General features: G+C 64.9%; 29 protein-coding genes. 19 read left to right on the top strand and 10 right to left on the bottom strand.

Translation table 11 applies throughout. The annotated features are described in order from the left end of the window. The first annotated feature begins 8 nt into the window (after nucleotides 1–8). The 5 genes from FJ950_RS18690 to FJ950_RS18710 all read left to right on the top strand — a co-directional run bounded on the left by FJ950_RS18690 (nucleotide 9) and on the right by FJ950_RS18710 (nucleotide 4061). Nucleotides 9–350, top strand: a complete 342-nt coding sequence (locus FJ950_RS18690; protein WP_015316779.1) for a carboxymuconolactone decarboxylase family protein — start codon at nucleotides 9–11, stop codon at nucleotides 348–350. A 2-nt stretch (nucleotides 351–352) separates the two neighbouring features. After that, complete coding sequence (locus FJ950_RS18695) at nucleotides 353–1342, top strand: aldo/keto reductase (RefSeq protein ID WP_140617884.1); 990 nt, start codon at nucleotides 353–355, stop codon at nucleotides 1340–1342. Between the two features lie 269 nt (nucleotides 1343–1611). Continuing rightward, the gene (locus FJ950_RS18700) at nucleotides 1612–2076 is read left to right on the top strand and encodes a GNAT family N-acetyltransferase (RefSeq protein ID WP_140617885.1); all 465 of its coding nucleotides are present in this window, start codon (nucleotides 1612–1614) and stop codon (nucleotides 2074–2076) included. Nucleotides 2077–2092: 16 nt separating this feature from the next. Next, complete coding sequence (locus FJ950_RS18705) at nucleotides 2093–2476, top strand: ACT domain-containing protein (protein ID WP_140617886.1); 384 nt, start codon at nucleotides 2093–2095, stop codon at nucleotides 2474–2476. Nucleotides 2477–2627: 151 nt separating this feature from the next. Continuing rightward, on the top strand, nucleotides 2628–4061 hold the full coding sequence (locus FJ950_RS18710) for an aldehyde dehydrogenase family protein (protein WP_140617887.1): 1434 nt from the start codon (nucleotides 2628–2630) through the stop codon (nucleotides 4059–4061). 64 nt (nucleotides 4062–4125) lie between these two features. On the opposite strand, the gene FJ950_RS18715 is transcribed toward FJ950_RS18710, so the two are convergent. Beyond that, nucleotides 4126–5010 carry an AraC family transcriptional regulator gene (locus tag FJ950_RS18715; RefSeq protein WP_140618069.1) on the bottom strand — a complete coding sequence of 295 codons (885 nt, stop codon included), beginning with the start codon at nucleotides 5008–5010 and terminating at the stop codon, nucleotides 4126–4128. 282 nt (nucleotides 5011–5292) lie between these two features. Here FJ950_RS18715 and FJ950_RS18720 point away from each other — a divergent pair, with 282 nt between their 5' ends. After that, nucleotides 5293–5703 (top strand): MbcA/ParS/Xre antitoxin family protein, encoded by a 411-nt coding sequence (locus FJ950_RS18720; protein WP_015316785.1) that lies wholly within the window; start codon nucleotides 5293–5295, stop codon nucleotides 5701–5703. Next, nucleotides 5697–6395 (top strand): RES family NAD+ phosphorylase, encoded by a 699-nt coding sequence (locus tag FJ950_RS18725; protein WP_140617888.1) that lies wholly within the window; start codon nucleotides 5697–5699, stop codon nucleotides 6393–6395. Before FJ950_RS18720 ends, FJ950_RS18725 begins: the two co-directional genes overlap by 7 nt. A gap of 33 nt (nucleotides 6396–6428) precedes the next feature. Here FJ950_RS18725 and FJ950_RS18730 read toward each other — a convergent pair whose 3' ends face one another. Further along, a complete protein-coding gene (locus tag FJ950_RS18730; protein ID WP_140617889.1) occupies nucleotides 6429–6995 on the bottom strand; it encodes a DUF308 domain-containing protein in 567 nt (188 codons plus the stop codon). 204 nt (nucleotides 6996–7199) lie between these two features. Here FJ950_RS18730 and FJ950_RS18735 point away from each other — a divergent pair, with 204 nt between their 5' ends. After that, nucleotides 7200–8111 carry an AraC family transcriptional regulator gene (locus tag FJ950_RS18735; RefSeq protein ID WP_140617890.1) on the top strand — a complete coding sequence of 304 codons (912 nt, stop codon included), beginning with the start codon at nucleotides 7200–7202 and terminating at the stop codon, nucleotides 8109–8111. A 37-nt stretch (nucleotides 8112–8148) separates the two neighbouring features. On the opposite strand, the gene FJ950_RS18740 is transcribed toward FJ950_RS18735, so the two are convergent. Next, nucleotides 8149–8598 carry a universal stress protein gene (locus FJ950_RS18740; protein WP_140617891.1) on the bottom strand — a complete coding sequence of 150 codons (450 nt, stop codon included), beginning with the start codon at nucleotides 8596–8598 and terminating at the stop codon, nucleotides 8149–8151. Nucleotides 8599–8769: 171 nt separating this feature from the next. On the opposite strand from FJ950_RS18740, the gene FJ950_RS18745 reads away from it, so the two are divergent. After that, nucleotides 8770–9351: a histidine phosphatase family protein gene (locus FJ950_RS18745; protein WP_140617892.1), complete on the top strand. Its 582-nt coding sequence runs from the start codon at nucleotides 8770–8772 to the stop codon at nucleotides 9349–9351. Here FJ950_RS18745 and FJ950_RS29835 read toward each other — a convergent pair. The 3 genes from FJ950_RS29835 to FJ950_RS18765 all read right to left on the bottom strand — a co-directional run bounded on the left by FJ950_RS29835 (nucleotide 9287) and on the right by FJ950_RS18765 (nucleotide 12191). Beyond that, nucleotides 9287–10021 (bottom strand): VOC family protein, encoded by a 735-nt coding sequence (locus FJ950_RS29835; protein ID WP_348641172.1) that lies wholly within the window; start codon nucleotides 10019–10021, stop codon nucleotides 9287–9289. The two genes, FJ950_RS18745 and FJ950_RS29835, sit on opposite strands and share 65 nt — an antisense overlap. A gap of 385 nt (nucleotides 10022–10406) precedes the next feature. Further along, a complete protein-coding gene (locus FJ950_RS18760) occupies nucleotides 10407–11165 on the bottom strand; it encodes a pseudouridine synthase (protein WP_140617893.1) in 759 nt (252 codons plus the stop codon). A gap of 141 nt (nucleotides 11166–11306) precedes the next feature. Next, nucleotides 11307–12191 (bottom strand): aldo/keto reductase family oxidoreductase, encoded by an 885-nt coding sequence (locus tag FJ950_RS18765; RefSeq protein ID WP_140617894.1) that lies wholly within the window; start codon nucleotides 12189–12191, stop codon nucleotides 11307–11309. Between the two features lie 95 nt (nucleotides 12192–12286). On the opposite strand from FJ950_RS18765, the gene FJ950_RS18770 reads away from it, so the two are divergent. Both FJ950_RS18770 and FJ950_RS18775 read left to right on the top strand, forming a co-directional pair. Beyond that, nucleotides 12287–13189 (top strand): LysR family transcriptional regulator, encoded by a 903-nt coding sequence (locus FJ950_RS18770; RefSeq protein WP_015316796.1) that lies wholly within the window; start codon nucleotides 12287–12289, stop codon nucleotides 13187–13189. Nucleotides 13190–13308: 119 nt separating this feature from the next. Further along, on the top strand, nucleotides 13309–15225 hold the full coding sequence (locus FJ950_RS18775) for a diguanylate cyclase (protein WP_140617895.1): 1917 nt from the start codon (nucleotides 13309–13311) through the stop codon (nucleotides 15223–15225). A 98-nt stretch (nucleotides 15226–15323) separates the two neighbouring features. Here the strand turns inward: FJ950_RS18775 and FJ950_RS18780 are convergent, their stop codons facing one another. Then, on the bottom strand, nucleotides 15324–15545 hold the full coding sequence (locus tag FJ950_RS18780; RefSeq protein WP_140617896.1) for a hypothetical protein: 222 nt from the start codon (nucleotides 15543–15545) through the stop codon (nucleotides 15324–15326). A 281-nt stretch (nucleotides 15546–15826) separates the two neighbouring features. On the opposite strand from FJ950_RS18780, the gene FJ950_RS18785 reads away from it, so the two are divergent. Next, the gene (locus FJ950_RS18785) at nucleotides 15827–16066 is read left to right on the top strand and encodes a hypothetical protein (RefSeq protein WP_015316799.1); all 240 of its coding nucleotides are present in this window, start codon (nucleotides 15827–15829) and stop codon (nucleotides 16064–16066) included. Nucleotides 16067–16136: 70 nt separating this feature from the next. Here the strand turns inward: FJ950_RS18785 and FJ950_RS18790 are convergent, their stop codons facing one another. Next, nucleotides 16137–16364 carry a polymerase gene (locus FJ950_RS18790; protein WP_140617897.1) on the bottom strand — a complete coding sequence of 76 codons (228 nt, stop codon included), beginning with the start codon at nucleotides 16362–16364 and terminating at the stop codon, nucleotides 16137–16139. Nucleotides 16365–17332: 968 nt separating this feature from the next. Between FJ950_RS18790 and FJ950_RS18795 the strand changes: the two genes are divergently transcribed. Next, a complete protein-coding gene (locus tag FJ950_RS18795; RefSeq protein ID WP_015316803.1) occupies nucleotides 17333–17629 on the top strand; it encodes a DUF1236 domain-containing protein in 297 nt (98 codons plus the stop codon). A gap of 137 nt (nucleotides 17630–17766) precedes the next feature. Here FJ950_RS18795 and FJ950_RS18800 read toward each other — a convergent pair whose 3' ends face one another. After that, nucleotides 17767–18615 carry a helix-turn-helix transcriptional regulator gene (locus tag FJ950_RS18800; RefSeq protein WP_246681341.1) on the bottom strand — a complete coding sequence of 283 codons (849 nt, stop codon included), beginning with the start codon at nucleotides 18613–18615 and terminating at the stop codon, nucleotides 17767–17769. A 90-nt stretch (nucleotides 18616–18705) separates the two neighbouring features. Between FJ950_RS18800 and FJ950_RS18805 the strand changes: the two genes are divergently transcribed. Further along, complete coding sequence (locus tag FJ950_RS18805; RefSeq protein ID WP_140617899.1) at nucleotides 18706–19590, top strand: SDR family oxidoreductase; 885 nt, start codon at nucleotides 18706–18708, stop codon at nucleotides 19588–19590. An 18-nt stretch (nucleotides 19591–19608) separates the two neighbouring features. Here the strand turns inward: FJ950_RS18805 and FJ950_RS18810 are convergent, their stop codons facing one another. Then, nucleotides 19609–20307: a RibD family protein gene (locus FJ950_RS18810; protein ID WP_140617900.1), complete on the bottom strand. Its 699-nt coding sequence runs from the start codon at nucleotides 20305–20307 to the stop codon at nucleotides 19609–19611. A gap of 140 nt (nucleotides 20308–20447) precedes the next feature. Between FJ950_RS18810 and FJ950_RS18815 the strand changes: the two genes are divergently transcribed. The 5 genes from FJ950_RS18815 (at nucleotide 20448) to FJ950_RS18840 (ending at nucleotide 26484) form a co-directional block, all read left to right on the top strand. Further along, complete coding sequence (locus FJ950_RS18815; RefSeq protein WP_140617901.1) at nucleotides 20448–21008, top strand: dienelactone hydrolase family protein; 561 nt, start codon at nucleotides 20448–20450, stop codon at nucleotides 21006–21008. 263 nt (nucleotides 21009–21271) lie between these two features. Beyond that, nucleotides 21272–22219 (top strand): substrate-binding domain-containing protein, encoded by a 948-nt coding sequence (locus FJ950_RS18820; RefSeq protein ID WP_015316808.1) that lies wholly within the window; start codon nucleotides 21272–21274, stop codon nucleotides 22217–22219. Between the two features lie 220 nt (nucleotides 22220–22439). Next, the gene (locus tag FJ950_RS18830) at nucleotides 22440–24041 is read left to right on the top strand and encodes a sugar ABC transporter ATP-binding protein (RefSeq protein ID WP_181171342.1); all 1602 of its coding nucleotides are present in this window, start codon (nucleotides 22440–22442) and stop codon (nucleotides 24039–24041) included. Next, on the top strand, nucleotides 24038–25054 hold the full coding sequence (locus tag FJ950_RS18835; RefSeq protein ID WP_023774610.1) for an ABC transporter permease: 1017 nt from the start codon (nucleotides 24038–24040) through the stop codon (nucleotides 25052–25054). Before FJ950_RS18830 ends, FJ950_RS18835 begins: the two co-directional genes overlap by 4 nt. A gap of 116 nt (nucleotides 25055–25170) precedes the next feature. After that, on the top strand, nucleotides 25171–26484 hold the full coding sequence (locus tag FJ950_RS18840) for a hypothetical protein (RefSeq protein ID WP_140617903.1): 1314 nt from the start codon (nucleotides 25171–25173) through the stop codon (nucleotides 26482–26484). Nucleotides 26485–26503: the final 19 nt, after the last annotated feature.

Below are 26503 nucleotides of genomic sequence, written 5' to 3' on the forward strand. Positions count from 1 at the left end.
AGATCCTCATGACCCATGCCCCAGCGCCTCCCAAAAGCCCGTTTTCCGACATCGCTCCAGCACTCGGCACCTATACCGACGAGGTGCTTTTCGGCGACGTCTGGAAACGCCCCGGCCTCTCGCCGCGCGACCGCAGCCTCGTCACCGTCGCCAGCCTGGTCTCGGGATACCGGATCAACGAGATGCCGTTCCACATGAAGCGGGCGCTCGAGAATGGCGTGACCCATGACGAGCTCATCGAGGCCATCACGCATCTTGCCTTCTATGCTGGATGGCCGCCGGCAAGCACCGCGATCGGCATCGCCCGCAAGGTCTTCGAACAGGCCGACGCCGAGAAGAAGGGACACTGACGATGCAAAAGCGCACACTTGGAAACAGCGGCCTCGAAGTCTCGGCCATCGGCCTCGGCTGCATGGGCATGAGCCAGTCCTATGGGCAGCCGATGGAGACGCCGGATGCGGTCCGTCTGATCCGGGCGGCATTCGAGCGCGGTGTCACCTTCTTCGACACGGCGGAGGTCTACGGACCGTTCAGGAACGAAGAGGTCGTCGGCGAGGCGTTGCAGCCAATCCGCGACCAGGTGGTGATCGCCACCAAATTCGGCATCGACATCGCCGGTGCGGCCGGACATCAGGGCATGGACAGCCGGCCGCAGCATATTCGCGACGTCGTCGAGGCCTCTCTCAAGCGGCTGAGGACGGACTACATCGATCTTCTCTACCAGCATCGGGTCGATCCGGTCGTGCCGATCGAAGAGGTGGCTGGCGTGGTGAAGGACTTGATCAGCCAAGGCAAGGTGAAGCATTTCGGCCTCTCGGAAGCGGGCGTGCGCACCATCCGCCGCGCTCACGCGGTGCAGCCGGTCGCCGCGCTTCAGAGCGAATATTCACTCTGGTGGCGTGAACCCGAGGAGGCGATCCTGCCGGTCCTCGAGGAACTGGGAATCGGCTTTGTGCCTTTCAGTCCGCTGGGCAAGGGTTTCCTCACCGGCGCCATCAACGCCGGGACGACGTTCGATGCCAACGATTTCCGCAACAGCGTTCCGCGGTTCACGGAGGAAGCCCGCCAGGCAAACCAGGCACTGGTCGACGCCATCGTCGCGATCGCGGCTGACAAGAACGCGACATCGGCACAGGTCGCGCTTGCCTGGCTGCTGGCGCGCAAGCCCTGGATCGTTCCCATCCCAGGCACGACTAAGCTAAACCGCCTTGAGGAAAACATCGGATCTCTCGCCGTTGCCCTGACCGCGGACGATCTTCGCGATATCGAGAACGCGGTCTCGGCGATTGCCGTCCAGGGAGAACGATACTCCCCGCAACAGGCGGCGAGGATCGATCGCTGAGGGTCCCAGCCGTATCAGGCCAAGGCGTTGCCGACGGTTTGGCCCAATGACAGGCCGAGGCGGTGTCTTGACGCGGGACCGTTGCTGCTCCAGCTTGCCGCCATGTTCGTTCCCGCGCCCGTCATCGCCAAGCGACGCCGCTTCCGCCCAGCGTGGAGCGGCACGCTGATTGCGCGACGACAAAGGCCGGCAGGATAAATCCGCTTCGCTCGTTTCCAGCCCCGCCCGCGACAACAGCCGGCGGGGTTTTTCATGCCTGGAGCACTGTCATGATCATCGAGTCTGCCATCCGGTTTCGGCCGGCCGAACCCGCCGATGCCGCCGCCATCCGCGACATTGTGCGTGCCGCCTATGCCAAATGGGTGCCGGTGATCGGCCGCGAGCCGCTGCCGATGCGCGCCGACTACGAAAAGGCCGTCGCCGAGCATCCGTTCGACCTCGCCGTCGAGGACGGCCGCATCGTCGGCATGATCGAGACCACGCTGGCCGACGATCACCTGTGGATCGAGAACGTCTGCGTCGCGCCGGAAGCGCAGGGCAGGGGTATCGGCCGGCTCCTGCTGGAGCGTGCGGAAATCAAGGCGCGCGAGGCGGGCCGCAACGAGCTTCGCCTGTTGACCAACGGCGCCTTCGAAGCCAACGTGTCGCTCTACAAGCGGCACGGCTATACGGTCGACCGGGAAGAGCCGTTCATGAATGGGGTGACGGTCTATATGAGCAAGAGGTTGGCATGACGATCGGAGCGCGACGATGGCTGCGAGGGTAGCGCTGAAGCAACTGTCCGGGCTCTATGCGATTTCGCGGCTTCAAGCCGCTGACGGCATCCCCGGCTGGGCGGACGGACCAGGTTTCGTCAGCATCACCAGGACCGACGACGAGCTCTCGATCACCTGCTTTCAGGATCGCGTGCCCGATGCCGTCAAGCATGACCGCGACTGGGTCGCCTTCAAATTGCAGGGGCCGTTCGCGTTCGACGAAACCGGCATCGTGCTGTCCGTCATCAGGCCGCTGTCGGAAAACGGGCTGGGCATCTTCCTGGTATCGACCTTCGATGGCGACCACCTGCTGGTGAAGGACAAGGACCGGCCGGCGGCAACACGGCTGCTGGGCGAAGCCGGGCATACGCTGCTATAGTCCGCCCTTCGCTGGTCCAGCCGTCTGGCTCAACCACTGCAGCGCTGGCTCAACCGGTTCGGGGATTGCGTTTGACAGCGCCGTTCGCGCATCGTTATTTCTAGCCAGATATCACGGCTTGACCGGCCATGCGGCACCCCAAGGAGAGACCATGTCACACGATCTGCAGTTCTACATCGATGGCGCGTGGGTCGATCCTGTCGTGCCCAACACGCTCGACGTCATCGATCCATCGAACGAGGACGCTTTCGCGCGGATTTCGCTCGGCTCCAGGGCCGATGTCGACAAGGCGGTGGCCGCCGCCAAGCGCGCCTTCAACACATATGGCTTCACCTCGGTCGAGGAGCGCCTCGACATCCTCAACCGCGTCATCGAGGTCTACAAGAAGCGCAGCAAGGACCTGGCGGTCGCCGTGTCGCGCGAGATGGGCGCGCCGCGCCAGATGGCGCTCGACAGCCAGGTCGGCATCGGCCTGGCGCATCTGGCCAAGATGGCCGAGACGCTGAAGAATTTCCAGTTCCGCCACGTCAAGGGCAACCATCTCGTGGTCAAGGAGCCGATCGGCGTCGTCGGCCTGATCACGCCGTGGAACTGGCCGCTGAACCAGATCACCTGCAAGGTCGGTCCGGCACTCGCCGCCGGCTGCACCATGGTTCTGAAGCCGTCGGAGATCGCGCCGCTCGACGCCATCATCTTCGCCGAGATCATCGACGAGGCCGGCGTGCCGAAGGGCGTGTTCAACCTCGTCAACGGCGACGGCCCTGGCGTCGGCCAGGCGCTGGCCAGCCATCCCGACATCGACATGATGTCGTTCACCGGTTCGACCCGGGCAGGCATATTGGTGGCCAAGGCTGCCGCCGACACCGTCAAGCGCGTGCATCAGGAGCTTGGCGGCAAGTCGGCCAACATCCTGTTCCCGGATGTCGACCTCGCCACCGCCGTCAGCAAGGGCGTCGCCGGCTGCTTCAGCAACAGCGGCCAGTCCTGCAACGCGCCGACGCGCATGTTCGTGCCGCGCGACCGCCACGACGAGGCCGCGGGATATGCCAGGACGGCGGCGGAAAGGTTCACGGTCGGTCCGGCCGACGGCGCCAACACCAAGCTCGGCCCAGTCGTCAGCCAGCTCCAGTTCGACAAGATCCAGGACCTGATCCAGAGCGGCATCGACGAGGGTGCCAGGCTGGTCGCCGGCGGCCCCGGCCGCCCTGCCGAACTCAATCGCGGCTACTATGTCAGGCCGACCGTGTTCGCCGACGTCACCCACGACATGCGCATCGCGCGCGAGGAGGTTTTCGGGCCGGTGCTGGCGATCTTGCCCTACGACACGGTCGAGCAGGCTGTCGAGCAGGCCAACGACACCGTCTACGGCCTTGCCTCCTACATCCAGGCCAAGGACCTGCAGAAAGCGCGCGAGGTCGCGGCCCGCATGCGCTCGGGCAATGTCTACATCAACTATCCCCAATGGGACGCCGGCCTGCCCTTCGGCGGCTACAAGCAGTCGGGCAACGGCCGCGAATACGCCGAATACGGGCTCGAGGATTTCCTCGAGATCAAGGGCATCGCGGGGTACGAGGCGGCGGAGTAGTGCAGGACTTTCGGGCCGGCGCAACGCCGGCCCGGTCAGAAGGGACAGGTCCCGTCAGAAGGCTCTATTTCAGCGGCAGAAACAATTCGCAGACCACATCAGGCACCGGCACATTCGGGAACATCGAAAAGTGCCGTTGGCAATAGATCGGGAAGTCACGCGCTTCCTCGCCGCTGGCAGGAAGCCAGTCGCGATAAAGGTAGAGCGCGGCTGGCTCCAGGTTGTTGGTATTGTGGACGACGCGCAACACCGCGCAACGTCCGCCGGGGATCACGCCAGCCATCATCTGCCCGTCATCAGCGTCGATCGGCAGGTCAGTCCCGACACACAGGTCCATGCTGTAATCGGCTGGGTTGGCGGGGATCCTCTCGGAACGGAAGACGTTGAAGGTCGGGCTCGTCTCCGGCGACAGGCCGGCGGCCTTGCGCCAGGCGATGAACCGCTGAATGGTGTCGCCGAGTGTCGCCCGGTCGCCTCGATGTTCCATGATCGCCACCGGCGTCGGGGGCACATCGCGGATCGTCACGTCGTCGTGGTCATAGGTAATGTGCATGAGCTTGCTCCTCGCATTGTCCATAGGCCCGAAGGCCGCAAGCCACGGTGCCCAGTCGGGCGACTTCCGGAACGATGAAGGAGACTGCCCGAACCGTTGCCGAAAGGCGCGGGCGAAGGCGTCCGGTGCATCGTAACCGGCATCCATTGCTATGTCAGTGACGCTTTCGGCATCCCTGAAGGCCAGCCGGTATGAAGCGCGCTTCATGCGGGCAAGCTGGACATAGCGATGCACGGACAGCCCGAAGGTCGCCGTGAACTGCCGGTGGAAATGGTATTTGGAAAATGCCGCGATGCCGCTCAAAGCATCCAGGTCCAGATTGCCGTTCAAATGCTGGTCGATATGATCCAACACTCTCTGCATCCGGGCATGGTAGTTTTGAAGCGCCGCCTTCATCATTCCGTTCTCCGTGGCAGCACCAGCTAAAGCGTATGCGGACATGACGCGCTCGACCGATCTTGCGGTTTGTCACGGGTCGCGGAACCGCGCCAAAGACCGTTTAGGGGCACGCGCGACCTTAGTTGGAAATCCAACTACCGGGAAATTCGACCGTAATTGTTGATGCAATATTGTTCGGACCATCTAATCGCCATCAGTGCGGTCTTCACTGGCAATGGCTCCCCGCCTTGCCAATTGGCATATACGTGCTATATATCTGCCAATTACCGAGGTCTAAACATGCAGCTTCAAGCCATCACCGCCACACCGGCCACGGTCGGCTCAGCCATTTCGGATGAAGAGGCAGGCGCTTTGGCGCGCACCACGGTCAACCTGTTCAAGGCCTGGAACCTCACCGACTTCGAGGCCTGCGTCCTGCTTGGCGGCATTTCGGCGCGCACCTGGGCGCGCTGGAAGGAGGGCGGCATCGGCCGGATCGACCGCGACCTGCGCACCCGCATGGCGCATCTGATGGGCATCCACAAGGGGCTGCGTTACCTCTTCACCGAGCCGGCGCGCGGCTATGCCTGGATACGCAAGCCCAATGCCACCTTTGGCGGGCAGTCGGCGCTCGACGTGATGCTGCGCGGCGACATTTCCGATCTCGCGGCGATGCGCGAATGGCTCGATGCGGAGCGTGGTGCATGGTGAGTGGGCTCGCGGTCCGGCGCCGCGTCCACTGGCCCCAGACCTATCGCATCATCCGCTCCATCCATCCGCCGATCGATCTCTTCGAAGACATCGCCGATCCACGCGACTGGGAGGCGCTCGCCGCCGTCGAGGAGAAGACCAACCCGCGCATCCGGCTGGAGCTTGGCGATCTCGGCAAGGTGCCGGCCGCAAGGCGGGTTTCCGGCCCTGGCGCCAGTTTCGTCATGGCGCCTTTCGTGCATTGTTCCGTCCTTCGGCCCGGCCGGTTTTCGGACGGCAGCTACGGCATCTACTATGCCGGCGACAGCGAGGACGTGGCGCTGGCCGAAACCATCCACCATCACCAGAAATTCATGCGCGCCACCAACGAGGCGCCCGGCTGGACGGCCGATTTCCGCGTGCTGATCGGCAGCGTCGATCGCGACCTCGACGACGTCAACGCCGTGCCCGGCGTGCTCGATCCCGACGACTACACGGCGTCGCAGGCGGAAGGGCGGGCGCTGCGGGCCGCCGGCAGCGACGGGCTGGTGTGGAACAGCGTGCGCATGCCCGATGGGGAGTGCATCGGCATCTTCTGGCCCGCCGCCATCGGTGTCCCGGTTCAGGGCCGCCACTACAGCTACCACTGGGACGGCGGCCGCGTCGATTTCGTGCGCCAGCACGACACGGGCAAGGTGCTGGAAGTGGTTTGAGCGAAGGCCGCCGCGGCAACCAGTCCCAGGCCTTTACGTGGGCTTGCGTGCCTGCGTGACGGCCAGCCATACGGCCGAGACGAGGAAATAGAAGGCGCCGAACGCGGCATAGGGCGCGATGTCGGTGATGCCAGGCGTCGCGGTGCCGATTGCCTGTTTGATGAAGAAGCTACCGGCCAGCGCTGACTGCGCACCGCTCAGCACCATCGCCCATTGCGCGCCTGCCCGCCAACGGCGCACACCGGTCGCAAGCTGGAACAGGCCGGCGAGAACCGCCCACGCACCGAACACCGCCAGAACCGCGTGCGGGCCCTGCTCAAGTGCGATGACGACGGCAATGGCCGTGATCGTGCTGACCGCAGCGTTGAGCGCCTGGCTGGGATTGGCTTTCAGGCCGCCGCTGCGCTGCGCGTCCAGAATATTGGCGATAGCGTCCCACAAGGGATAGGTGACCAGGAGTAGCGCCGCGACCGGCGGCACGCTTTTGCCAAGGGTGAAGGCCGCCGCCACCCAGGCGACCGAAAAGCCGGCCCGGAGGAAATAATAGGATTTCAGCCACTGCGATGCGGCGCCGGGCGCCTGGATGGTTTGAGTGCTCATTGGAATTTCCTGTCTTGTTGTTGGACGGTGATTGATCCGCTTGATCGATTTGGAATCACGCCCGCCGGGTTGGATGATTGGAACAGCCCGTTCTCGCAGCCTTGGCTGCGGGATTGGTTTTGATCCAAGGAAAAAACGGCGCATAATCAGCACGAAAATGCGTTATCGTCGTAAAGAATGTAGGGGAGCCGGCCGGCCGCATCCATGATGGAATCGCCTGAAAATTTGACCATTCTTCCGGATGGAGGGCCGCGTGCCGGTGTCTCCGGGGACCTTCTCTCGCATGTGCTGGCGCAGATCAGGCTTACCGGCGACGAGGTTTTTTCACGCGCGCTGGCACAGGCGGAGCAACTCGATCTCGACGAGGGCCAAGCCCATATCGTCGTGGTGACCGTCGGCGCGCTGCGCATGGAGAGTGGGGATCAGGCCCCTGTCGTCATAGAGGCCGGCGACCTCGTGCTCCTGCCTCGTGGTCCCGGCGCGTTGCGGCTGGTGGCGTCGCATCCGCAGGTGGCGATCGTCGCCTGCCGCTTCTGGTTCGATCCTGACAGCCTGCGGGGAATGATCTTCGCCTTGCCGCGATGCATCCATATCGGGCGTGCCCACGGGGCAGGGTGGGTCGATGGAATGCTGCCTTTCCTGATGGTCGAAACCAGCGACGCCCAGCCCGGCGCGGCTTTGATGATTTCCCGCATCATCGATCTCATGGTCATCCGCACCTTGCGCAGTTGGGTCCATGAAGGACGCGCCACGGGCTGGCTCGGCGGGCTTTCGGATGCACGCATCGCCCGTTCCCTGAAGGCCATCCACGAAAGGCCGCTGCAGCGGTGGAGCATCGATGAACTGGCCGACAAGGCCGGCATGTCCCGTTCCAGCTTCTGCGAGCGCTTCGCCGCGCTCGTCGGGCGCTCGCCGCTGCGCTACCAGAATGAATGGCGGCTGGGCCTGGCCCGCGATCTGCTGGCCAGGCGAGACGCACGCGTGGGTGAGATCGGCTTGCGCATCGGCTACGAGTCCGAAGCCGCCTTCAGCCGCGCCTACAAACAGCTCTTCGGGCATCCGCCACGGGTCGAATATGCCCTGGCGAATGAAGCCGCACCGGTGAAACCGCGCTGACCGATGGCGCCAGCTTGAAAATATCGGGTTGCGGCCGCTACCGCACCACCAGTACCGGGATCTCGGTGTAGGACAGCACTTCCGCCGTCTGGCTGCCCAGAAGCAGCCTGCCGAGGCCACGGCGGCCGTGCGAGGCCATGACGATCAGGTCGCAGCCTTCAGCCCGCGACAGTTCCAGGATCGCTTCGGCCGGCCTTTTGTCCTCGACATGGACCAGCGTGGCGGACACGCCGGCGGCGTCGGCGGATGCCTTGCATTTGTCGAGCACTTCCTTGCCATAGCGGCGCGCTTCCTCCTGATAGGTGACCAGCTCGTCGCCGGCGGCATAGCCGGCCATGGCGCCGCCCCAGGCGAAGATCGGGAATTGTTCCGAGACGGTAACGAAGGTGACGGCGGCGCCGATGCCCTTGGCCAGTGTGAGGCCCTGGGCGACACCCTTGTCGGCCAGGTCAGAACCGTCGGTGGCGATGAGCAGATGTTTGTACATGATGGTGTTGCCTGTCGTGCCTGATGACTATCCGACAGAGATAGTCATGCCGCACGCTCAATCATTGTGCCAATCCGGCGGGAATCAGGGCCAGGCGAGGTTTCGCCATTACCCCGGATTCCTCTTTGCCGCATCGTCCTCTAAGGTGCCGCCGACATCGAAAGGCAGCCCATGAGCAACGCGTTTCCGCAGATCCATCTGGTCCGGCATGGCGAGACGGCGTGGAGCCTTTCGGGGCAGCACACCGGGCGCACCGACATGCCGCTGACGCCGGCCGGCGAGGCGGCCGCGCGGGGTGTTGCGGAGCGGTTGAAAGGCCTATCGTTCTCAGCCGTCTGGTCGAGCCCCTCGCAGCGCGCCTACAACACCAGCGTGCTTGCCGGCTTTGGCGCGGCAAGCGTCAAGATGGACGATCTGCAGGAGTGGGACTACGGCGCCTATGAAGGGCGCACGACGAAAGAGATCCTGGCCGAGCGGCCGGGCTGGACAGTGTTTCGCGACGGCTGTCCGCAAGGTGAGGTGGCGGCCGATGTCGGCACCCGCGCCGACAGGATCATCGAGCGCCTGCGCAAGGCCAATGCCGACATACTGATCTTTTCCAGCGCGCACTTCCTGCGCGTGCTGGCCGCCCGCTGGCTCGGCCTGCCGCCGGAAGGCGGGGCGCTGTTCGTGCTCGACACGGCCAGCATCAGCGTGCTCGGCTACGAGCATGATTTCGGCGAGCCGGTCGTGCGCAAGTGGAACGGGAAGTAGGGCGTGCACCGGCTCGGCGCGGAAGCGCCGTCTTTTCGTCATCCACGGGCGGAGCAAGGAGCTTAGCGACGCGGCGCAGACCCGAGGATCCATGCCGTGACCTCCGAGCGCGGCCACGGTGCGGAATCTGCTCCGCTGCACTCCACGGCCAGCATCGCGGCATGGATCCCAGGGTCTCCGCGACGCCGCTTTCGCGGCTGCTCCGCCCTGGGATGACGAACGCGGGGAGGCTTTGGCAATTCCCAAACCCTAGCCAATCCCGACCGTCTCTATCTGTCAAACTTCCGGATCGCCTCGGCGGTGACGGGCTGGAAGAATTCACCAGATTGCCGTCGGGGTCGCGGAACAGCAGCGAGCGGTTTCCCCAGGGCATGGTGGTCGGCTGCTGCACGGTCGTGTTCTTGATGAGGTCCGACAGCCGGGCGAATTCGGCATCGACGTCGCTAACGCGGAATTCGAGGATGGCCGTGTGGTTGTCGGCGGGGCGGGCGATGTCGCCGCCGAACAGCATCAAGGTGCGCGTGCTGCCGATCGCCAGCGTGCAGGCTGGCGTCGCCAGTTCGGCGAAGTCTTCGGTGTATACCGTCACCGGCATGCCGGTGACCTCACCGTAGAAGCGCACGAGGCGCTGGACATCCGATGTGATGATGCGGACTGAGACGAAATTCATCGCTTAGGTTCCTTGGTCGCTGAAGCCCGGGCCGGGCTTCCCAGCCGATGCATAGCCCAGGTCTCCTGCCAGCTTTCTGTCAGGAGAGGGGGGTGCGATGACCAGGCTCCGGTTCGGACCAGAGCGGCGGCAAGCATGGTCGCGCCCTCGCGCAGCGCAGCTTCCACGATCGAGCGGCCGACGCCCCGGCTGCCTCCGACCACGACGACATTTTGATCTTGCAACGATCCCATGGATCACCTCGCTCTTCCGGCGGCGGACCATTCCGACGCCTGTAGATCAGGACAAAGCGGGTGGGGGAAAATCATCGGTGGTGGCGAAAATCTTTTTCGAGGCATTTGTCCGCGAAAGCCAGACGCAAGAAAACGCTGCCTTGGGGCTTCGCTCAGCCCGCCAGCAGCGCCAGTTCCTCCGGCGTGAGGTGCCGCGCGGCGCCCTTGGCGAGGTCGCCGAGGGGCAGGCGGCCGATGGCGACGCGGATCAGGCGCTTGACCTCGATGCCGTGAGAGGCGAGCAGGCGGCGGATGTGGCGGTTCTTGCCTTCGTCGAGCACGATCTCCAGCCAGGCCGTGCGACCGCCGCTGCGCAGGAATTCGATCGAATTGGCCGCCAAGGCCTCGCCGTCGATGGTGGCGCCCGCGCGGAGTTTGTCCAGCAGCGTTTCATCCGGCACCGCGGCGACCTGCACGTGATAGGTCTTGGGCAGATGCGAGGCCGGGTCCATCAGCCGGTTGGCGAAGCGTGTGTCGTTGGTCATCAGAAGCAGGCCTTCGCTGGCCTTGTCCAGCCGGCCGACCGGTGAAACGAAGGGCAGGTCGAGCCCTTCGAGACAGGCATAGACGGTGTCGCGCTCGAGCGGGTCGTCGCGGGTGGTGACCAGCCCGCGCGGCTTGTTCACCATCAGATAGACCTTGCGCTCGGCAACCACCTCGACGCCATCGACGACGATCCTGTCGCGGTTCATGTCGACGCGCAGCGCGGCATCGCGCACCACCTTGCCGCCGACGCGCACGCGGCCTTGCGCGATCAGCGCCTCGCCCTGCGTGCGCGAGCACAGGCCGAGTTTTGAGAGCGCTCGGTTCAGGCTGACGCCGGGAGGGCCGGCGCTGCGTGGCTTGCCGGGTGGTGGTGGTCGTGCTGCCATGCTGCTTGGGGTCGATCCGTGGTATCGGACAGATGCCATGAGCAGCGTCAGCTTAGCAAGCTGCCGCCGAGGCCGCATCGAGGCCTCGGCGGCAGGCCGGCCAAACAGCAATGGTATATCCGGCAAGGGCCTTTCGACGCGTCAAGCAGCCTGCTCGGTCTCGCCTGCTATGCCGTTCAAGACCTGGACGGCATCCGCCGGCAGCTTAAGCTCGGCGGCCGCCAGGTTCTCCCTGAGATGCCCGACTGACGAGGTGCCGGGGATAAGCAGGATGTTGGGCGAGCGCTGCAACAGCCAGGCGAGCGCCACCTGCATGGGGGTGGCGCCGAGTTTTTGCGCGACGTCGGCAAGCGTGCTCGACTGCAGCGGCGTGAAGCCGCCGAGCGGGAAGAACGGCACATAGGCGATGCCGTCGGCGGCAAGCTCGTCGATCAGCGCGTCGTCCTGGCGATGCGCGATGTTGTATTGGTTCTGCACGCAGACGATGTCGACCATCCCGCGTCCCTGCGCGATCTGCTTGCGGGTGACATTGCTCAGGCCAATATGGCGCACAAATCCCTGGCGCTGCAGTTCGGCGAGCGTGTCGAGTTGCGGCTCGAGCGAGCCTTCGACGGGCCCGTGGATGCCATGCATGGAGCGCAGGTTCACGACCTCGATCACGTCCAGCCCGAGATTGCGCAGGTTGTCGTGCACGGCCTGCGTCAGTTCCTGTGGCGACATCGCCGGGATCCACGAGGCATCCGCGCCGCGCCGCGCACTGATCTTGGTGACGATGGTGAGGTTGGCGGGGTAGGGGTGCAGCGCCTCGCGGATGATCTGGTTGGTGACGTGCGGACCATAGAAATCCGATGTGTCGATATGGTCGACGCCGCTGGCAACGGCCTCGCGCAGCACGGCTATCGCCGCATCGCGGTCCTTCGGCGGGCCGAAGACGCCGGGTCCGGCCAGTTGCATGGCGCCATAGCCCAGGCGCTTCACGGTGCGGTCGCCGAGCTTGAAAGTTCCGGCCTTGCTGATGTCTGTCATGGGTCTCGATCTCCTTTGGATCGGCCCGATATAGACAGTCCCCGTCCGCGCGATAATATGGTGCAATCGGCACAGGCTGTGCGGAAAGGTGAACAATGGCATCGGATCTGGGTGACCTCCAGGCATTCATGGCGGTGGCGCGCGCCGGCGGGTTTCGGCAGGCGGCTCGGACGACCGGCTTCAGCGCCTCCAGCCTGAGCGAGACGGTGCGACGGCTGGAGAGCGGGCTCGGCGTGCGGCTCCTCAACCGCACCACGCGCAGCGTCGCGCCCACCGAAGCCGGCGCGCGCCTGCTGGAGCGGCTCGGCCCCGCGCTCGGCGAGGTCGAGGCCGCGCTCGACGTGGTCAACGGGTTTCGCGGCCGTCCGGCCGGCACGCTACGGCTCAACGTGCCGGTGGTGGCGGCGAAACTGGTGCTGCCGCGCCTTCTGCCGCCCTTCCTCGCGGCCTATCCCGACATCCGCGTCGAAGTGACCGCCGAGGACAGTTTCGTCGACATACTGGCGAGCGGCTGCGATGCCGGCATCCGCTATGACGAACGGCTGGAGCAGGACATGATCGCGGTGCCGATTGGCCCCCGCCGGCAGCGCTTCGCCACCGCCGCCGCACCGGCCTATCTCGATCGGCGCGGCCGGCCCGGCCATCCACGCGACCTGCTCGATCACGCCTGCCTGCGCGGCCGCTTCGCCAGCGGCTCCATGCCGCCCTGGGACTTCGAACGCAACGGCGAGACGGTGAGCGTCGACCCGACCGGCCCGCTGCTGGTCAGCACCGGCACGGCGATGGACCTCGCTGTCAGCGTGGCGGTCGACGGCGGCGGTATCGTCTCATTGTTCGAGGACTGGCTGCGCCCCTATTTCGACGATGGCAGGCTCGAGCCCGTGCTGGAGCCCTGGTGGCAGGAATTCTCGGGTCCGTTCCTTTACTACCCCGGCCGCCGCCTGACGCCAGCGCCGCTGCGGGCATTCATCGATTTTGTCGACGGGATGCGGTGGTGAGGGGGGGCGACGGCCTGGCTCCTTCGACCAAAGGCAATCCCTGATGTAACACTTTGTTGTCATTGAGGGTCTATCGAGGAGGCGGTACGGCGAAAGCCCGGTAACAGGAAAGGCGCCCAATGGGTTCGCCCTGGTCCGAATTGCTGGCCAATCTGGCGGTCGTGGCGATGTTCGTGTCGGTCTGGATCCACACCCATGTGTGGCTGGACCGCTGGGCGCCCGCCGTAAAGGCGGCGACCTTCGGCCTGCTGATGGGCGCCGGCGCCATCATCCTGATGCTCACACCAATGCAGCTGCAGCCTGGCGTGCTCGCCGATCTCAGGGCGACGATGATTGCCGTTGCCGGCTTCTTCGGCGGTCCCGTCGCCGGCATCGTCGCCGGGGTTATGGCCGGTGCGTTCCGGACTTTCGAGGGCGGGCTCGGCGCCTTCGCCGGCGCGGTGGGGATCGCGGCCGCCATGCTGGTCGGTGTTGCCGGAAACCTCGCCCTTAGGGGCCGCCGGCCCACCATGGTCGACATCATGACCCTCGGCGCGGCGGCAGCGGCGGCGTCGCTGCTTGGCCTCAGCGTCCTGCCGCGGGATGTGCTGCAAACAGTCCTGCCGAAGGTTGCGCTGCCTTCCTCCCTGCTCATCTTCGTCTCGGTGGTGCTGTCGGGGCTTACGCTTTACCAGGAGCGGCGGCGCCTCGAGGCGCTGCAGTCGCGGCGCATCTACAAGGCCGTGGTGGAGACGCTGCCGGATTGCCTGAACGTAAAGGACCTCGACGGGCGGTTCATCGCGGCCAATCCGGCAACGGCCGAACTGATGCAGGCGCCAGACGCCAAGGCGCTGATCGGCAAGACGGACTTCGACTTCTATCCGCGCGAGACGGCGAAAGGTTTCCGCGAGGACGAGCTTGCCGTGCTGGCGTCGGGCGTCTCGTCCACCATCGAACAGCACCTTCATCACGAGGATGGAACCGAAGGCTGGCTGGCGACCTTGAAGGCGCCCTTTCGCGACAGGAGCGGGGCCGTCGTCGGCCTGATCACGCACAATCGCGACATCACGGCGCGCAAGCAGCTCGAGACCGAGCTGGCGGAAAGTCGGGTCCGGCTCGGAGACGCCTTGACACACATGGCCGACGGTCTGGTGATGTTCGACCCGGACGGCAGGCTGGTGCTGTGCAACGACCAGTATCGCGCCATGTTTCCTAAGACGGCTGAGATGAGGGTGCCCGGCGCCGACTATCGCGACATCCTGAGCGCCTCGGCGGCGCGCGGCGAGGGGACCACACCGCCAGACGCGGTCGAGGGCTGGATCGACGGCATCATGGCCTCGCAGAAGCTTGTCAGCCACCGCCAAGTCCGGCTCGCCGACGGCCGCTGGCTCGACGTACGCACCCGGCCGACAGGCGATGGCGGCAGCCTCAGCGTGTTTTCCGACATCACCGAGGCCAAGCAGGTCGAGGCCGAACTGCTGGCCGTCAACGAGAAGCTGAACCTTCTGGCGCACCGCGACGGGCTGACCGAACTGTGGACGCGCCGCGCCTTCGATGAAGCGCTGGCGCGCGAATTCTCGCGCGCCAGGCGCAATGCGGCGCCGCTCAGCCTGGTGATCATCGATGTCGACTGGTTTAAGCGGTTCAACGACCATTACGGCCATCCGGCGGGCGATGATTGCCTGCGCGCCGTGAGCCGCTGCATCCAGGCGACTGCCCGCCGTCCGGCCGACGCGGCGGCCCGCTACGGCGGCGAGGAGTTCGCGCTCATCCTGCCGGAGACCGACGCCCGGGGCGCCTTCGTCATCGCCGAGACCCTCAGGAGCAAGGTGCGCGACCTTGCCATGGCGCATGCCGGCAGCGAAAAGGGTATCGTCACGGTCAGCATTGGGGTGAGCACCCTCGATGCGGACGGCGCCGCGATGGAGATTGCCGATCTTCTGAGACGCGCCGACGAGGCGCTTTACGGCGCCAAGGCCGCCGGGCGGGACCGGGTGCATGGCTGGCGCCCGCATCTCAGCGACCAACGCTCGACCGGTTCCCGGCGCAAGATATGAGACTTGCAAGGCCACTGCCGGTGGATTTGGATCAAGGCTGAGCTTGCGATTGCCTGAACGAGGGTCCGGGCGGGAAGCTCTCTCGGTCCGCGTAAGCTTCAGCCGGAGTGAGCTGAATCCGTGCTGGCGCGATCGAGCTTCACAAGACGAGCCTTCGCTTCGCCGACGCGTTGTTGCGCGGATCTTATCCTGTCACAAAGCCGCAGATTGATACCGACGCCACAGTCTTCGTCCAGCATCGCGTTTGCGCGTTCAAGGGCGAGTTCCGCCCGGTTAAGTCGCTGCCTCGCCCTGGCAAGTTCCAAGGTCAAAAGTTCCATTGCTGCTTCCGTGGTTTGCGGTCCCTTCCATTGGGAAACCGCTGCCGGGTGGTTTGGTTCCGGGCCGTTCGTGAAGCTGTATTCGCTGCCGGGGTCAGGCGTCTGCCTGGAGATGCGGCGGCCGCCACGCTTCCAGGGTTGGGCTGGTGATTGGCAGTCATGTCTTTGTTTATTGACCCCGCCAATGGCTGGCGTAACTTGTCAAAGGCCGTCCGCGACGCGAAGACACGTGGGCGCTTGGGAGCGATCATCCTGCTTCCACCCAAATCCAGGAGGAAGCTGTGCGCAGGCTACTACAGACGCGCCCTGGCGAATATCTCGATCACCGATTGGAGTGCCCCTTTTGCGGCACCATCCGCCTGCAAATCCCGGCCGATGCGACACCATCGACGCGGATCAGTTGCGCCGAGTGCGGCAGATATCTTGGTATCTGGGATGAGCTGCAGACCGACTTCGAGCAACAAGGCGGCAACGATGGCGTGTTCCGTCTCGACAAAGGGCGCATCCAGAAGCTCGACTAGGCTTGCAGGCTTGCCGCGAGCAGCGCTCCGTCGCACCGGCGAGCGTCGGCTCCCCCATCGCCGATGCCCATCAGGACGGCCTTGGATGGGCAAGGCCGGTGTCGAAGGTGCCTGGCAGCGCGGGTGGGCCACTGCGGCTGGTCGAGGCTGTCGCCATCGCGTCAACCGGCACGATGATGATCATGCGGGCATGCTGCTCCGGCCACAATGGCTTTCCGAAAAGGAAGAATGTGCTGGCGAGAAAACAGACCAGCAAGAGGATGGCCAAGGTGTTGGCGATGATCTCACCAAGCTGCATTGCTCTTCTCCAATTCACGCGTCCCTCTCGGCAACGAGCGCCAGCAAACTATGTTCAGCGTTTGGGACCAATGCGCCTGATTAGCAGGACTTCAGTCCGAGTTGCGGGTCGAGCGATAAACGCACAACCTGCCTTTGCACCGGCCGAGCCTCCGCCAAGTGTGGCAGCCGGAGCATAGCCCGGCCTGCTCGCAACGTGCCGAGCCCTCCGCCAAAGCAGGCCGGGCTCCTTTCTGAAAGGGTCACAAACGGACCGCGATTTCCACGGGCAGCGGTGAGCGCTGGTTGCGCAGCGAGGGCAAGGCCCGATCAGCGGGGTGGCGGAAAGCGCGCCGGTACCGTCCGCCTTGCTCCACGGCGACAAAGGCGCGATTCTCCTCCCTTTGGCGGCTAGCCAGCATGGTCAGATCGGGCCAGCATGGTCAGGTTGGGATTGTATGGACGGATCTGTTGTCCCACAGCCTCAACTCCACCCCACGATTGGCGATAAAGGCAGCAAGGGCTGCTACCAGTTTAAAGTAAGGCTGACGAGCAGGACGGCGATCAAGGCCGACAACGGGACCGCCATGACCAGCGCCGCCTCCATAAGGCGGGTTTCCTTGTCGCTGAACATTAAACCTCCTCACTTGTCGGCTGACGCCGAGGGTTTAGGGTTCGCTCACCGCCTGAAGCAGTGAGCGAACCCTATTGGCGCAGGAAGGGACGTAGCTGCGCCAATTCGCAAAAAACACACCCGCAGTGCTGCCCGACATCCGTCAGGTATCCGCGATGAACTTGCAGCGAACAACGAGCGCGAAAGACGGCCGTTCCCGGCGGCGGCGCCGGCAGGACTATTGCGTTTTTCGATGGGACCTAAGTCCGGTGCTGGCCGGACCGAAGCCCAAGCCTGGAACATTCAAACATGCCTGAAGTTCGATCCGGCAGCGCGGTGACAATGTTGTGCTGTGCAGGTTTCAGATGGAGGTACTCATGAAAAAAGATCTTGCCGCCGTAGCCGCCGTTCTCTTGCTCGCAGGTGTCGGCGCAGCCGCTGCCGAGGACGTCGTCATCCAGCCCGAGCAGGAAACAGTGATCAAGGAGTATGTGCATAAGCAGCCGCTGGCTTCGGTCAAGGTTCCCGGCGTGGAACTCAACGTCGGCACGGCCTTGCCCGATACCGTCGAGCTTCACGAAGTCCCCAACGTCAAGTATCGCTACACCGTCGTCGACGACCGGACCGTGATCGTGGATCCAAGCACCCGCAAGATCGTCAAGATCATCCAGTAGCGGCGCTTGGCCCGCTGCCGGCTGGCGGCGGGCCAACCGTGCAAATGCGTTGCCTGACAATCAGAATTGCGTGGGTGGATGCCGACCTTGCGCAAGCTGAACGGGTGTGCGAACGCCGCCTTGAATGGGATCCAGAGTCAACGCGACAGGTCCGCCTCTCGCTCCTTGTGCCGGCGGGCGAGATCGCGGATCCGGTCGGCGACCTTGCTGTCCACCGGGTTGTAGACGGTCAGGCTCAGATCCGGCCGCCCATCCACCGCGAAGGCTGAATATTCCAGCTCGATGTCGCCGAGTTCGGGATGCTTCAGGCGCTTTGTCCCGTCGCCATGGCTGAGCACGTCGTTTTCCCGCCACAGCGCGTCGAATTCCGGGCTGGCGCTGCAAAGCTCCTCCACCAGTTGGGCGACCTCTGACACCGCGCCGGCGCGCGCCGCATCGGCCCGGAACGCGCCGACCACGAAACGGGCGAGGTTCTCCCAATCGTGCTGCTTGGCGCGGATGGTGGGGCTCAGGAACATAAACCGCAGGATGTTGCGCTGGCCAGCGGGCAAGGTGCTGTAATCGGTCATCACGACTTGCGCGGCGCGGTTCCAGGCGACGACATCCCAGGTCGCCGTCTTGATCAGGGCCGGGCTTGCCTCGAGCGTGTCGATAAGGCGCTGCAGCCTGGGGCTGACGCCGTCGGCGCCGATGTAGCGGACCTCGGGCGGGCGCCCGAGCCCCAGCATGAAAAGATGTTCGCGCTCGGGCTCGGTCAGCAGCAGGCCCTTGGCGATCCGGTTCAGCACGTCGGCCGAAGGTGCGCCGCCGCGTCCCTGTTCCAGCCATGTGTACCAGGTCGGGCTGATGTTGGCGCGTTGCGCGACCTCTTCCCGGCGCAGTCCCGGCGTGCGCCTGCGCCCGGAAAAGCCGAACGAGGATGGGTCGAGCCGGGTGCGTCTGTCTTTCAGGAATGCCGCGAGCGAACCGGCGGAAGTGTTGGACATCCTGTTAGCCATTATACCATGATAAGATCACTACTTTAATGGAATAATAGAGCAGCGATAGTACGCAGGCAACTGTGCAGGAGATTTTGCATGCGTATCTTTTTAACCGGCGCGACCGGTTTCATCGGTTCGGCCATCGTTCCCGAACTTCTTCAGGCCGGCCATCAGGTCGTCGGCGTCACCCGCTCCGATGCCGGTGCCGAGGCGTTGGCCGCCGCCGGCGCCGAGGTGTATCGGGGAACCCTCGAGAATCCCCAAGGCCTGCGCGACGGCGCGGCGGAGGCGGAAGCCGTGATCCACACCGCGTTCGACCATGATTTTTCGCGGTTCGCCGAGAATTGCGAAAAAGACAGCCGTGTCATCGCCGCGCTCGGCCAGGCACTCGCCGGCTCCGACCGGCCGCTGGTGATCACCTCGGGCGTCGGCATGGGCAGTCCCGGCCATGGCCAACTGGCCGTCGAGGATGTCTTCAACCCCGATCACCCCAATCCGCGCATCGCCTCCGAACTCGCCGGGAATGCGTTGCTGGAGGCGGGCATCAACCTGTCGGTGATTCGCCTGCCGCAGGTCCACAACACGCTTAAGCAGGGGCTGATTTCGCCGCTCATCGAGATCGCGCGCCAGAAGGGCACCTCGGCCTATGTCGGCGAGGGCCGCAACCGCTATTCGGCCGGCCATGTCGCGGACGCCGCGCGTCTTTATCGGCTCGCGGTGGAGAAGCGGCAGCCCGGCGCGCGCTATCACGCCGTCGGCGAGGAAGGCGTCGAGGTGCGCGCGATCGCCGAGGCGCTTGGCCGGGGACTGAACCTGCCGGTGGTTTCGATCGCGCCGGAAAAGGCGGCGGAGCATTTCGGCTGGATGGCGATGTTCGCCCCCATGGACCTGCCGGCCTCCAGCGCGCTGACCCAGGCGCGGCTCGGCTGGCGTCCGACCGGCCCGACGCTGATCGCCGATCTGGACGCGATGCGATACTGAGGCGCGCAAGAGGCGGCCTTAGCCAGGGGTGACGGCATAGCGCAAATGGACGAGCCCATGCGCGAGGGCTTTGCAATCCTTGAGCGACAACCGCACCTTGTCGGCAAGGCCGCTTTCACCGAACTCGACAAAGCCCTGGTTTGCCGCCCGCGCGTCGAGCGCGGGGGCAATGAGAAGGCTGAGTTCATCGACCAGCCCCGCCGCCAGGAAGGAGCCGTTGATGCCGGCGCCGCCTTCGAGCAGCAGACGGCGGATGCCGAGCTCACGGGCAAGCACGTCCAGCATGGCGGCGAGATCGATGCCGGACGTTTGCGACACGATATAGGATACCCCGTCGGTGGCGAGCTCGGCCAGATGGCTGTCGGCTACATCATGCCCAAGCAGCACCACGACATGGTCGCCGCCGATATCGGGTTTGGCGAAGTGCAGCTTGCCCGAGGCATCGAGCGCCACGGCAAAGCTGCCCGCGTCGCGCCGCGCGAAATGATGCGGCCGATCGACCTTGCCCACATGCTCGGGCGGATGCACGGCGACCTTGCTCATCTCGGCCATGGTGACGCGGCCGACGATCCAGGCGTCACCTTCGAGGTCGTTGTGGATCTCTTCATAGAGGCCCGACCACTCAGCCCGGCTGCCGTCGGGGCTTTCGGTGTAGCGGCTCGGATGAAGGCTGCCGTCGAGCGAGGCAAGCATATGGCAGATGATGCGCGGCTTCATATGGTGTCTCCATTTCGTCGGCCTGGCCGCCCCAAAGGTAGTGCCGCACCGGGAAAATGGAAGCCGATGCGGTGTGCCTTGAGGCTGCACGCCCCGGCAGGTAAAAAATGACTGGATCTGCGCGACCTAGGGGCCGGTGCATGACGGACATCATCCTGTTTCACTCGGTTCTTGGCCTTCGCCCGATCGAGCGTCATCTTGCGGAATGCCTTCGCGCCTGCGGCCATGCGGTCGCACTGCCAGACCTCTATCAGGGTGCGGCGACGGATGATCTCGATGAAGGTTTCGCGATCAAGGCGCGGATCGGCTGGGGTGCCATCTGCCTGAAGGCGCGAGAGGCTCTGGCCTCGACGCCGGGGGATGCGGTGCTGGCGGGTATCTCGATGGGAGCCGGCGTGGTGGCGGAATTCTGGGAGTCGCGGCCGCTGGCAGCGGGCGTTCTGCTGTTGCATGGTTTGGCGACCGTGCCTGCCAACACACGACCCGGCTTGCCCATCCAACTGCATGTCGCGGACACCGATCCACTGTTCCCCGAGCCCGACGTCAGCGCCTGGCAGGAAAGCGCGGAGGCAGCGAGAGCGGATGTGCAGGTTTTCCGCTATCCAAACGCGGGACATTATTTTTCCGACCCGGCACTGTCCGATTACAATGCAACGGCGGCCGCGCAGCTCTGGAGCCGCTCCTTGGCGTTCCTGGCATAGAAGGCCTTCGGACCGAAGAGTCCAAAATTCAGACAATTCCGACAAGTTGCTATCCTGGCTGTTATATCGATGTTGCACAAATGGTTGACCCTGGGTTAGCATCCTCTTGTTGACGCCGATCGGAGGAATTTAGGCGGCTGTCAGCTGGAGCGGCATGCGTTCTTGGCGCAAGGAGGATGCTCCAACACTTTAACCGGCGCATGATCCTTCCTGAAACCGGTCCCGGTTTTTAGGGGCCGTGCGCTTCTGTGGAGGAGGAACCCATGAACAGACGCGAATTCCTGATGACGTCCGTGGCCGCGGGCGCCATGATGCTCGCCGCACGCTCGGCTTTCGCCGAGGACAAACTCACCATACTGGGCTCGGTGCCCAGTCTCGGCTTTCCGTTCTTCGTGCACATGCTGAACGAGATCAAGGCCGAAGCGCAGGCGCAAGGCGTCAACCTGACCGAGAGCGACGGCCAGAACTCGGCCACCAAGCAGACCGCCGACATCGAGGCGGCGCTGGTGCAGAAGGTCAACGCCATCGTCATCTCGCCGCTCGACGTCAACGCGCTGGCGCCAGCCATCGAGGAAGCGGTCAAGGCCGGCGTTCCCGTGGTGACGATCGACCGCCGCGTCGACGGTGTCCAGGGCATTCTGGCCCATGTCGGCGCCGACAACGTCAAGGGCGGCGAGGCGGAAGCCCAGGCCGTGGTGGCGGCGTTCCCCAATGGCGCCAAGCTGTTCCACCTGCAAGGCCAGCCGGGCGCGGGTCCCGCGATCGACCGCAACAAGGGCGTGCACAATGTGCTCGATCCGCTGAAGGACAAGTACCAGATCGTCTACGAGCAGACCGCCAACTTCGCCCGCGCCGAGGCGCTGACGGTGACGGAAGCCGGCCTTGCCGCCAACGGCAAGCCGGACGCCATCATCTGCGCCAATGACGACATGGCGCTGGGCGCGCTCGAAGCGTGTGCCGCGCGCAATTTCAGCGACGTCAAGATCTACGGCTTCGACGCGCTGCCGGAAGCGCTGGTGGCCGTGCGTGACGGCAAGCTCGCCGGCACGGTCGAACAGTTCCCAGGCAAGCAGTCGCGCACCGCCGTGCAGATCGCGGTCGCCTACGCCAAGGACAAGACCGAGCCGAAGGAGAAGCTGGTGCTGCTGACGCCGATCGTCATCGGCAAGGACAATCTCGACAAGGCGGAGAGGTTGAGCGAGACGAAGTAGGGGCGGGTGGACATCGGCCGATTGGCGAGGCGGGCGGGACAGCACCCCCCTCTGTCCTGCCGGACATCTCCCCCGCAAGGGGGGAGATTGACTGTTCGTCTCCTTTCGCCAACCTCAAACGTTGCAGGAAAAGCGCGGTCAGAGACACTGGTGATCTCCCCCCTTGTGGGGGAGATGGCCGGCAGGCCAGAGGGGGGTGTTCAAGCACAGCCTGAACCGCATCAAGGAGCACTCCTTGTCTCCATCTGAAGCCGCATCCCCCGTCCTGCTTGCCGTCGAAGGCCTCACCAAGCATTTCGCCGGCGTCACCGCGCTGAGCGATGTCTCGCTCGATGTCCGCGCCGGCGAAATCCTCGGCCTGCTTGGCGAAAACGGCGCGGGGAAATCGACGCTTCTGAAAATCCTGTCGGGCGTCATGCCACCGTCCGGCGGCCGCATCACCTTCGACGGCGCCGAGTACCAGGCGGCGAGCCCGCAGGAGGCCAAGCGGCTGGGCATCGTCACCATCTACCAGGAACTCAGCCTGATCCCGACGCTGACCGTGGCGGAGAACATTTTCATCGGCCGCGCGCCGATCGGCCGGCTTGGGCTGGTGAGCTGGCGCAAGATGGAACAGGATTCCCGCGCCATCATTGCCCGTGTCGGCCTTACCATCGATCCGATGACGCCGGTTTCGGCGCTGTCGGTGGCCGAGCAGCAGTTGGTCGAGATCGCCCGCGCGTTGTCCTTGAAAAGCCGGCTGATCATCATGGACGAGCCGACCTCGGCGCTGACCGAGACGGAGGTGCAGAGGCTGCTGTCGATCATGGACCGGCTGCGCAAGGACCATGTTGCCATCATGTTCGTCACCCACCGGCTGGAAGAGGCATCCGCCATCTGCGACCGCATGACGGTGCTGCGCGACGGCAGGCTTGCCGGGCATCTCGAGCGTCAGGGCGGGCCGATCAAACTGCCCGCCATCATCGAAAAGATGGTCGGTCGCGCCGCTTCCGAACTTTACGCCCGTCCGGCGCAACGCGCGGCGGCCGGCGATGTGGTGCTGTCGGTTCGGGGCTTGCGCACCGTGCGCGACCCCGAAGCGCCGCACGCCATCGTGCTCGACGGTGTCGATATCGACCTCAAGGCGGGCGAGATCCTCGGCGTCGCCGGTCTTGTCGGCTCCGGCCGCACGGAACTGGCGCGCGCCATTTTCGGCGCCGACCGCATCGCGGCGGGAACGATCACGCTCGACGGCAAGCAGATCGCGCCCGCATCGCCGGCCGACGCCATCGCGCTCGGCATTGGGCTGGTGCCGGAAGACCGCAAGCACCAGGCGATCTTTGCAGCCCTTGGTATCCTGCCGAATTTCTCCGTCGCCTCCCTCGGGCGCTTCAGCAACGGCTTCGGCTTCATGGCCGAGCGGCGCGAGCGCGACGCGCTGTCGGGGTTCAGGAAGATGCTGTCGATCCGCATGGCTTCGGCCGAGCAGGCGATCGAGGGCCTGTCGGGCGGCAACCAGCAGAAGGTGATCCTGGCGCGCTGGCTGGCGCGCGACCCGAAAGTGCTGATCGTCGACGAGCCGACGCGCGGCGTCGATGTCGGCGCCAAGGCGGAGGTGCACCAGATCCTGGTGCAGCTGGCGGCGCGCGGCATCGCGGTGATGATGATCTCGTCCGAGCTGCCCGAGGTGCTGGCGGTGTCGGACCGCATCGTCACCATGCGCAAGGGGCGCATCACCGGCGAAATGCCGGGCGTCGAGGCAAACGAGGAAAGATTGATGGAACTGATGGCGCTCGACAGGCAGGATACGCCGGCACAGGATGCGGAGGGGCAGGCACGATGAGCATCGCCGAGGAACAGAGCCAGCGCGGCGGCGTGACGATCGCGCGGCTTTTGATGAGCTTTGGGCCGCTGCTGTTCCTGGCGGCGCTGGTCGTCGTCTTCACCGTGCTGAAGCCGAGCTTCATCGACCCGATCAACCTGTTCAACATCACCAGGCAGATCTCGATCACCGGGCTGATCGCGCTCGGCATGACCTTCGTCATCCTCACCGCCGGCATCGATCTTTCGGTCGGCTCGCTGCTCGCCTTCTGTGGCATGGTCGCGGCCGTGGTCGCCAAGGGCGGCACCGCCAACACGCTGTCGCTGTCCACGTCAGGCACGCAAGGTTTTGGCTGGTTCGCGGCGTTGCTCGCTGCTGTCGTGGTCGGTGCGCTCGCCGGCGGCGTGCAGGGGTTCGCCATCACAAGGCTGAAAGTGCCGCCCTTCGTCGTCACGCTGGGTGGGCTGACGGTGTTCCGCGGGCTGACGCTGACCATTTCCAACGGCGGCCCGATCTCGGGCTTCGACGCCTCGATGCGCTGGTTCGGCACCGGGCTGATCGGTCCGGTGCCGGTGCCGGCGATCATCTTCGCCATCGCCGCCATCCTGTGCCACATCGTGCTGCGCTACACCCGCTATGGCCGCGCCGTCTATGCCGTCGGCGGCAATGCCGAGGCGGCACGGCTGTCGGGCCTGCGCGTCGACCGTATCCTGGTCTCGGTCTATGTCATCGTCGGCTTCTTCGCCGGGCTCGCCGCCTTCGTGCTGTCGGCCAGGCTGAATTCTTCCGAAGCGGTCGCCGGCATCGGCTACGAATTGACGGTGATCTCCGCTGTCGTCATCGGCGGCACCTCGCTGTTCGGCGGCATCGGCTCGGTCGGCGGCACGGTGGTGGGGGCTGCCCTGATCGGGGTGCTGCAGAACGGCCTGCAGTTCAACAACGTCTCGTCCTACACGCAAAGCATCGTTATCGGGCTGATCCTGATCCTGGCGGTGGCGTTCGACCGCTGGCTGAAGTCGCGGGTGAGGCGATAGGAGCAGCAAGGGTTGTGCGCTCACCCCAGCCATTTGCCAGGAAGCTGCCCCCATTTCTTGCAAAACATCCGCGCCTTGCTAGAAAGGCTTTGCGCGGGGCAGCGTGAAAGAATCTCATGGTTGCCGACATCATCAGGCCGATCAGCTTGAGTTTTTCGCTGCTGCGGCGCTTCTGGCCGCAGCTCGTGGCGCTGGTGCTGGCCGGGGTGCTGGCCGGCGATCTCCTGCTGCAGCTGGCTGCCAGGGTGGCGCTCGCCAACCATTTCGCCGGGCTTGCCATGCTGACGCTGGTGGCGCTGGCGCAGCTGGTGGTGACGGTTGCGATGTTCCATGTGCTGCGGCCAGGCCTGCCCAATGTGCTGGCCGCGCAGCGCGGCGCGGACAAGGCCGCGGCCTCCGAGAGCGAAGTCGCTGGCAAGGAGGCGAGAGGTACTGACCGGCGCGGCTCGCGGCTGGTGCGCATGATCACCATCGCGCTGCTGCCGTTCTTTGCCTATTACGCCGCCTGGGGGTTCCTCGGCGATATCGTGCGCCAATATTCGCGCGCCTCGCTCGAACAGGCCGATTTCGGCCAGAGCGGCAATGTGCTCGACGTGCTCGATTCGCGCTGGCTGCTGATTTCCGTCGCCGTGTCATGGCTGATCCGCCGGTTGGCCAAGTTCATGCAGACGAAGACGACGGCAACGTCGTTCTGGCAGATCGTGGTGGTGATCTGCGAGACCAACTGGATCTTCGTCGGTCTCTACGTCATCAGCCGCTGGAAGGACAGCGCGCTGCACTGGCTGATGAGCCGCAATTTCTGGTCCGTGCTGCAGGCGTCCATCGACGGGCTGGCGAGCCCGGTGACGGCGACGAGCGCCGCACCTGTGGTGACGGTCGAGATCACCTCGATCGCGCCCTCGACGGTGGCGGTCAATCTGTTTTTCTACATGCTTTTGCCGCTGATCTGGCTGGTGATGGCGGCGCTGATCTATGGCTATGACGTGCGCGACGACGCGGCGTTGATGCGGGTCGACAGCCGCGTCGAGCGGTTCGGCCGGCGCTATGCCGGACTGCCGAAATTCCTGCGCGATTTCGTCGAGCATTTCGTCGCCGGCTACCGTTCGCGCTATCTGCCAATCGCCAATGGCGTGCGGCTGACGGTGAGTTCCAGCCTGGTGCTTTTGTGCACGCTGATCGTCGGCTACCGCCTGCTCGACTGGGGCGCGGCCTGGCTGTGGCTTGGCGCGACGCGGCTGATTGGCCCGCACGAGCTCGATGTCTGGCAGATTTTCTCCCATGGACTGACGCTGCTGTTCGGCAGCCCGTTCCAGGATTCCTCCACCGGCATTTTGATCGAGCCGATCAGGATATGTTTTCTCGCCGCCGTGCTGGAGACGGCGTTCTCGCTGCCCAAGCGGGTGACCGGGACTGTCGAAGCGCGGAAGTAGAGGATTTGTTGGCGCCGGC

Origin of the sequence: Mesorhizobium sp. B2-3-14 (genome assembly GCF_006442175.1) — a bacterium.
In the GTDB taxonomy this organism is placed as follows: domain Bacteria; phylum Pseudomonadota; class Alphaproteobacteria; order Rhizobiales; family Rhizobiaceae; genus Mesorhizobium; species Mesorhizobium australicum.

What these genes read in the sequence shown, in the direction of transcription:
- FJ950_RS18805 (WP_140617899.1), top strand. Translation starts at nt 18,706, where the DNA reads ATGCGTATCTTTTTAACCGGCGCGACCGGTTTCATCGGTTCGGCCATC.
- FJ950_RS18745 (WP_140617892.1), top strand. Translation starts at nt 8,770, where the DNA reads ATGAGCAACGCGTTTCCGCAGATCCATCTGGTCCGGCATGGCGAGACG.
- FJ950_RS18835 (WP_023774610.1), top strand. Translation starts at nt 24,038, where the DNA reads ATGAGCATCGCCGAGGAACAGAGCCAGCGCGGCGGCGTGACGATCGCG.
- FJ950_RS18700 (WP_140617885.1), top strand. Translation starts at nt 1,612, where the DNA reads ATGATCATCGAGTCTGCCATCCGGTTTCGGCCGGCCGAACCCGCCGAT.
- FJ950_RS18810 (WP_140617900.1), bottom strand. Translation starts at nt 20,307, where the DNA reads ATGAAGCCGCGCATCATCTGCCATATGCTTGCCTCGCTCGACGGCAGC.
- FJ950_RS18780 (WP_140617896.1), bottom strand. Translation starts at nt 15,545, where the DNA reads ATGGAACTTTTGACCTTGGAACTTGCCAGGGCGAGGCAGCGACTTAAC.
- FJ950_RS18735 (WP_140617890.1), top strand. Translation starts at nt 7,200, where the DNA reads ATGATGGAATCGCCTGAAAATTTGACCATTCTTCCGGATGGAGGGCCG.
- FJ950_RS18820 (WP_015316808.1), top strand. Translation starts at nt 21,272, where the DNA reads ATGAACAGACGCGAATTCCTGATGACGTCCGTGGCCGCGGGCGCCATG.
- FJ950_RS18765 (WP_140617894.1), bottom strand. Translation starts at nt 12,191, where the DNA reads ATGACAGACATCAGCAAGGCCGGAACTTTCAAGCTCGGCGACCGCACC.
- FJ950_RS18705 (WP_140617886.1), top strand. Translation starts at nt 2,093, where the DNA reads ATGGCTGCGAGGGTAGCGCTGAAGCAACTGTCCGGGCTCTATGCGATT.
- FJ950_RS18695 (WP_140617884.1), top strand. Translation starts at nt 353, where the DNA reads ATGCAAAAGCGCACACTTGGAAACAGCGGCCTCGAAGTCTCGGCCATC.
- FJ950_RS18770 (WP_015316796.1), top strand. Translation starts at nt 12,287, where the DNA reads ATGGCATCGGATCTGGGTGACCTCCAGGCATTCATGGCGGTGGCGCGC.
- FJ950_RS18720 (WP_015316785.1), top strand. Translation starts at nt 5,293, where the DNA reads ATGCAGCTTCAAGCCATCACCGCCACACCGGCCACGGTCGGCTCAGCC.
- FJ950_RS18730 (WP_140617889.1), bottom strand. Translation starts at nt 6,995, where the DNA reads ATGAGCACTCAAACCATCCAGGCGCCCGGCGCCGCATCGCAGTGGCTG.
- FJ950_RS18760 (WP_140617893.1), bottom strand. Translation starts at nt 11,165, where the DNA reads ATGGCAGCACGACCACCACCACCCGGCAAGCCACGCAGCGCCGGCCCT.
- FJ950_RS18840 (WP_140617903.1), top strand. Translation starts at nt 25,171, where the DNA reads ATGGTTGCCGACATCATCAGGCCGATCAGCTTGAGTTTTTCGCTGCTG.
- FJ950_RS18715 (WP_140618069.1), bottom strand. Translation starts at nt 5,010, where the DNA reads ATGAAGGCGGCGCTTCAAAACTACCATGCCCGGATGCAGAGAGTGTTG.
- FJ950_RS18725 (WP_140617888.1), top strand. Translation starts at nt 5,697, where the DNA reads ATGGTGAGTGGGCTCGCGGTCCGGCGCCGCGTCCACTGGCCCCAGACC.
- FJ950_RS18690 (WP_015316779.1), top strand. Translation starts at nt 9, where the DNA reads ATGACCCATGCCCCAGCGCCTCCCAAAAGCCCGTTTTCCGACATCGCT.
- FJ950_RS29835 (WP_348641172.1), bottom strand. Translation starts at nt 10,021, where the DNA reads ATGAATTTCGTCTCAGTCCGCATCATCACATCGGATGTCCAGCGCCTC.
- FJ950_RS18815 (WP_140617901.1), top strand. Translation starts at nt 20,448, where the DNA reads ATGACGGACATCATCCTGTTTCACTCGGTTCTTGGCCTTCGCCCGATC.
- FJ950_RS18740 (WP_140617891.1), bottom strand. Translation starts at nt 8,598, where the DNA reads ATGTACAAACATCTGCTCATCGCCACCGACGGTTCTGACCTGGCCGAC.
- FJ950_RS18790 (WP_140617897.1), bottom strand. Translation starts at nt 16,364, where the DNA reads ATGCAGCTTGGTGAGATCATCGCCAACACCTTGGCCATCCTCTTGCTG.
- FJ950_RS18795 (WP_015316803.1), top strand. Translation starts at nt 17,333, where the DNA reads ATGAAAAAAGATCTTGCCGCCGTAGCCGCCGTTCTCTTGCTCGCAGGT.
- FJ950_RS18710 (WP_140617887.1), top strand. Translation starts at nt 2,628, where the DNA reads ATGTCACACGATCTGCAGTTCTACATCGATGGCGCGTGGGTCGATCCT.
- FJ950_RS18800 (WP_246681341.1), bottom strand. Translation starts at nt 18,615, where the DNA reads ATGTCCAACACTTCCGCCGGTTCGCTCGCGGCATTCCTGAAAGACAGA.
- FJ950_RS18775 (WP_140617895.1), top strand. Translation starts at nt 13,309, where the DNA reads ATGGGTTCGCCCTGGTCCGAATTGCTGGCCAATCTGGCGGTCGTGGCG.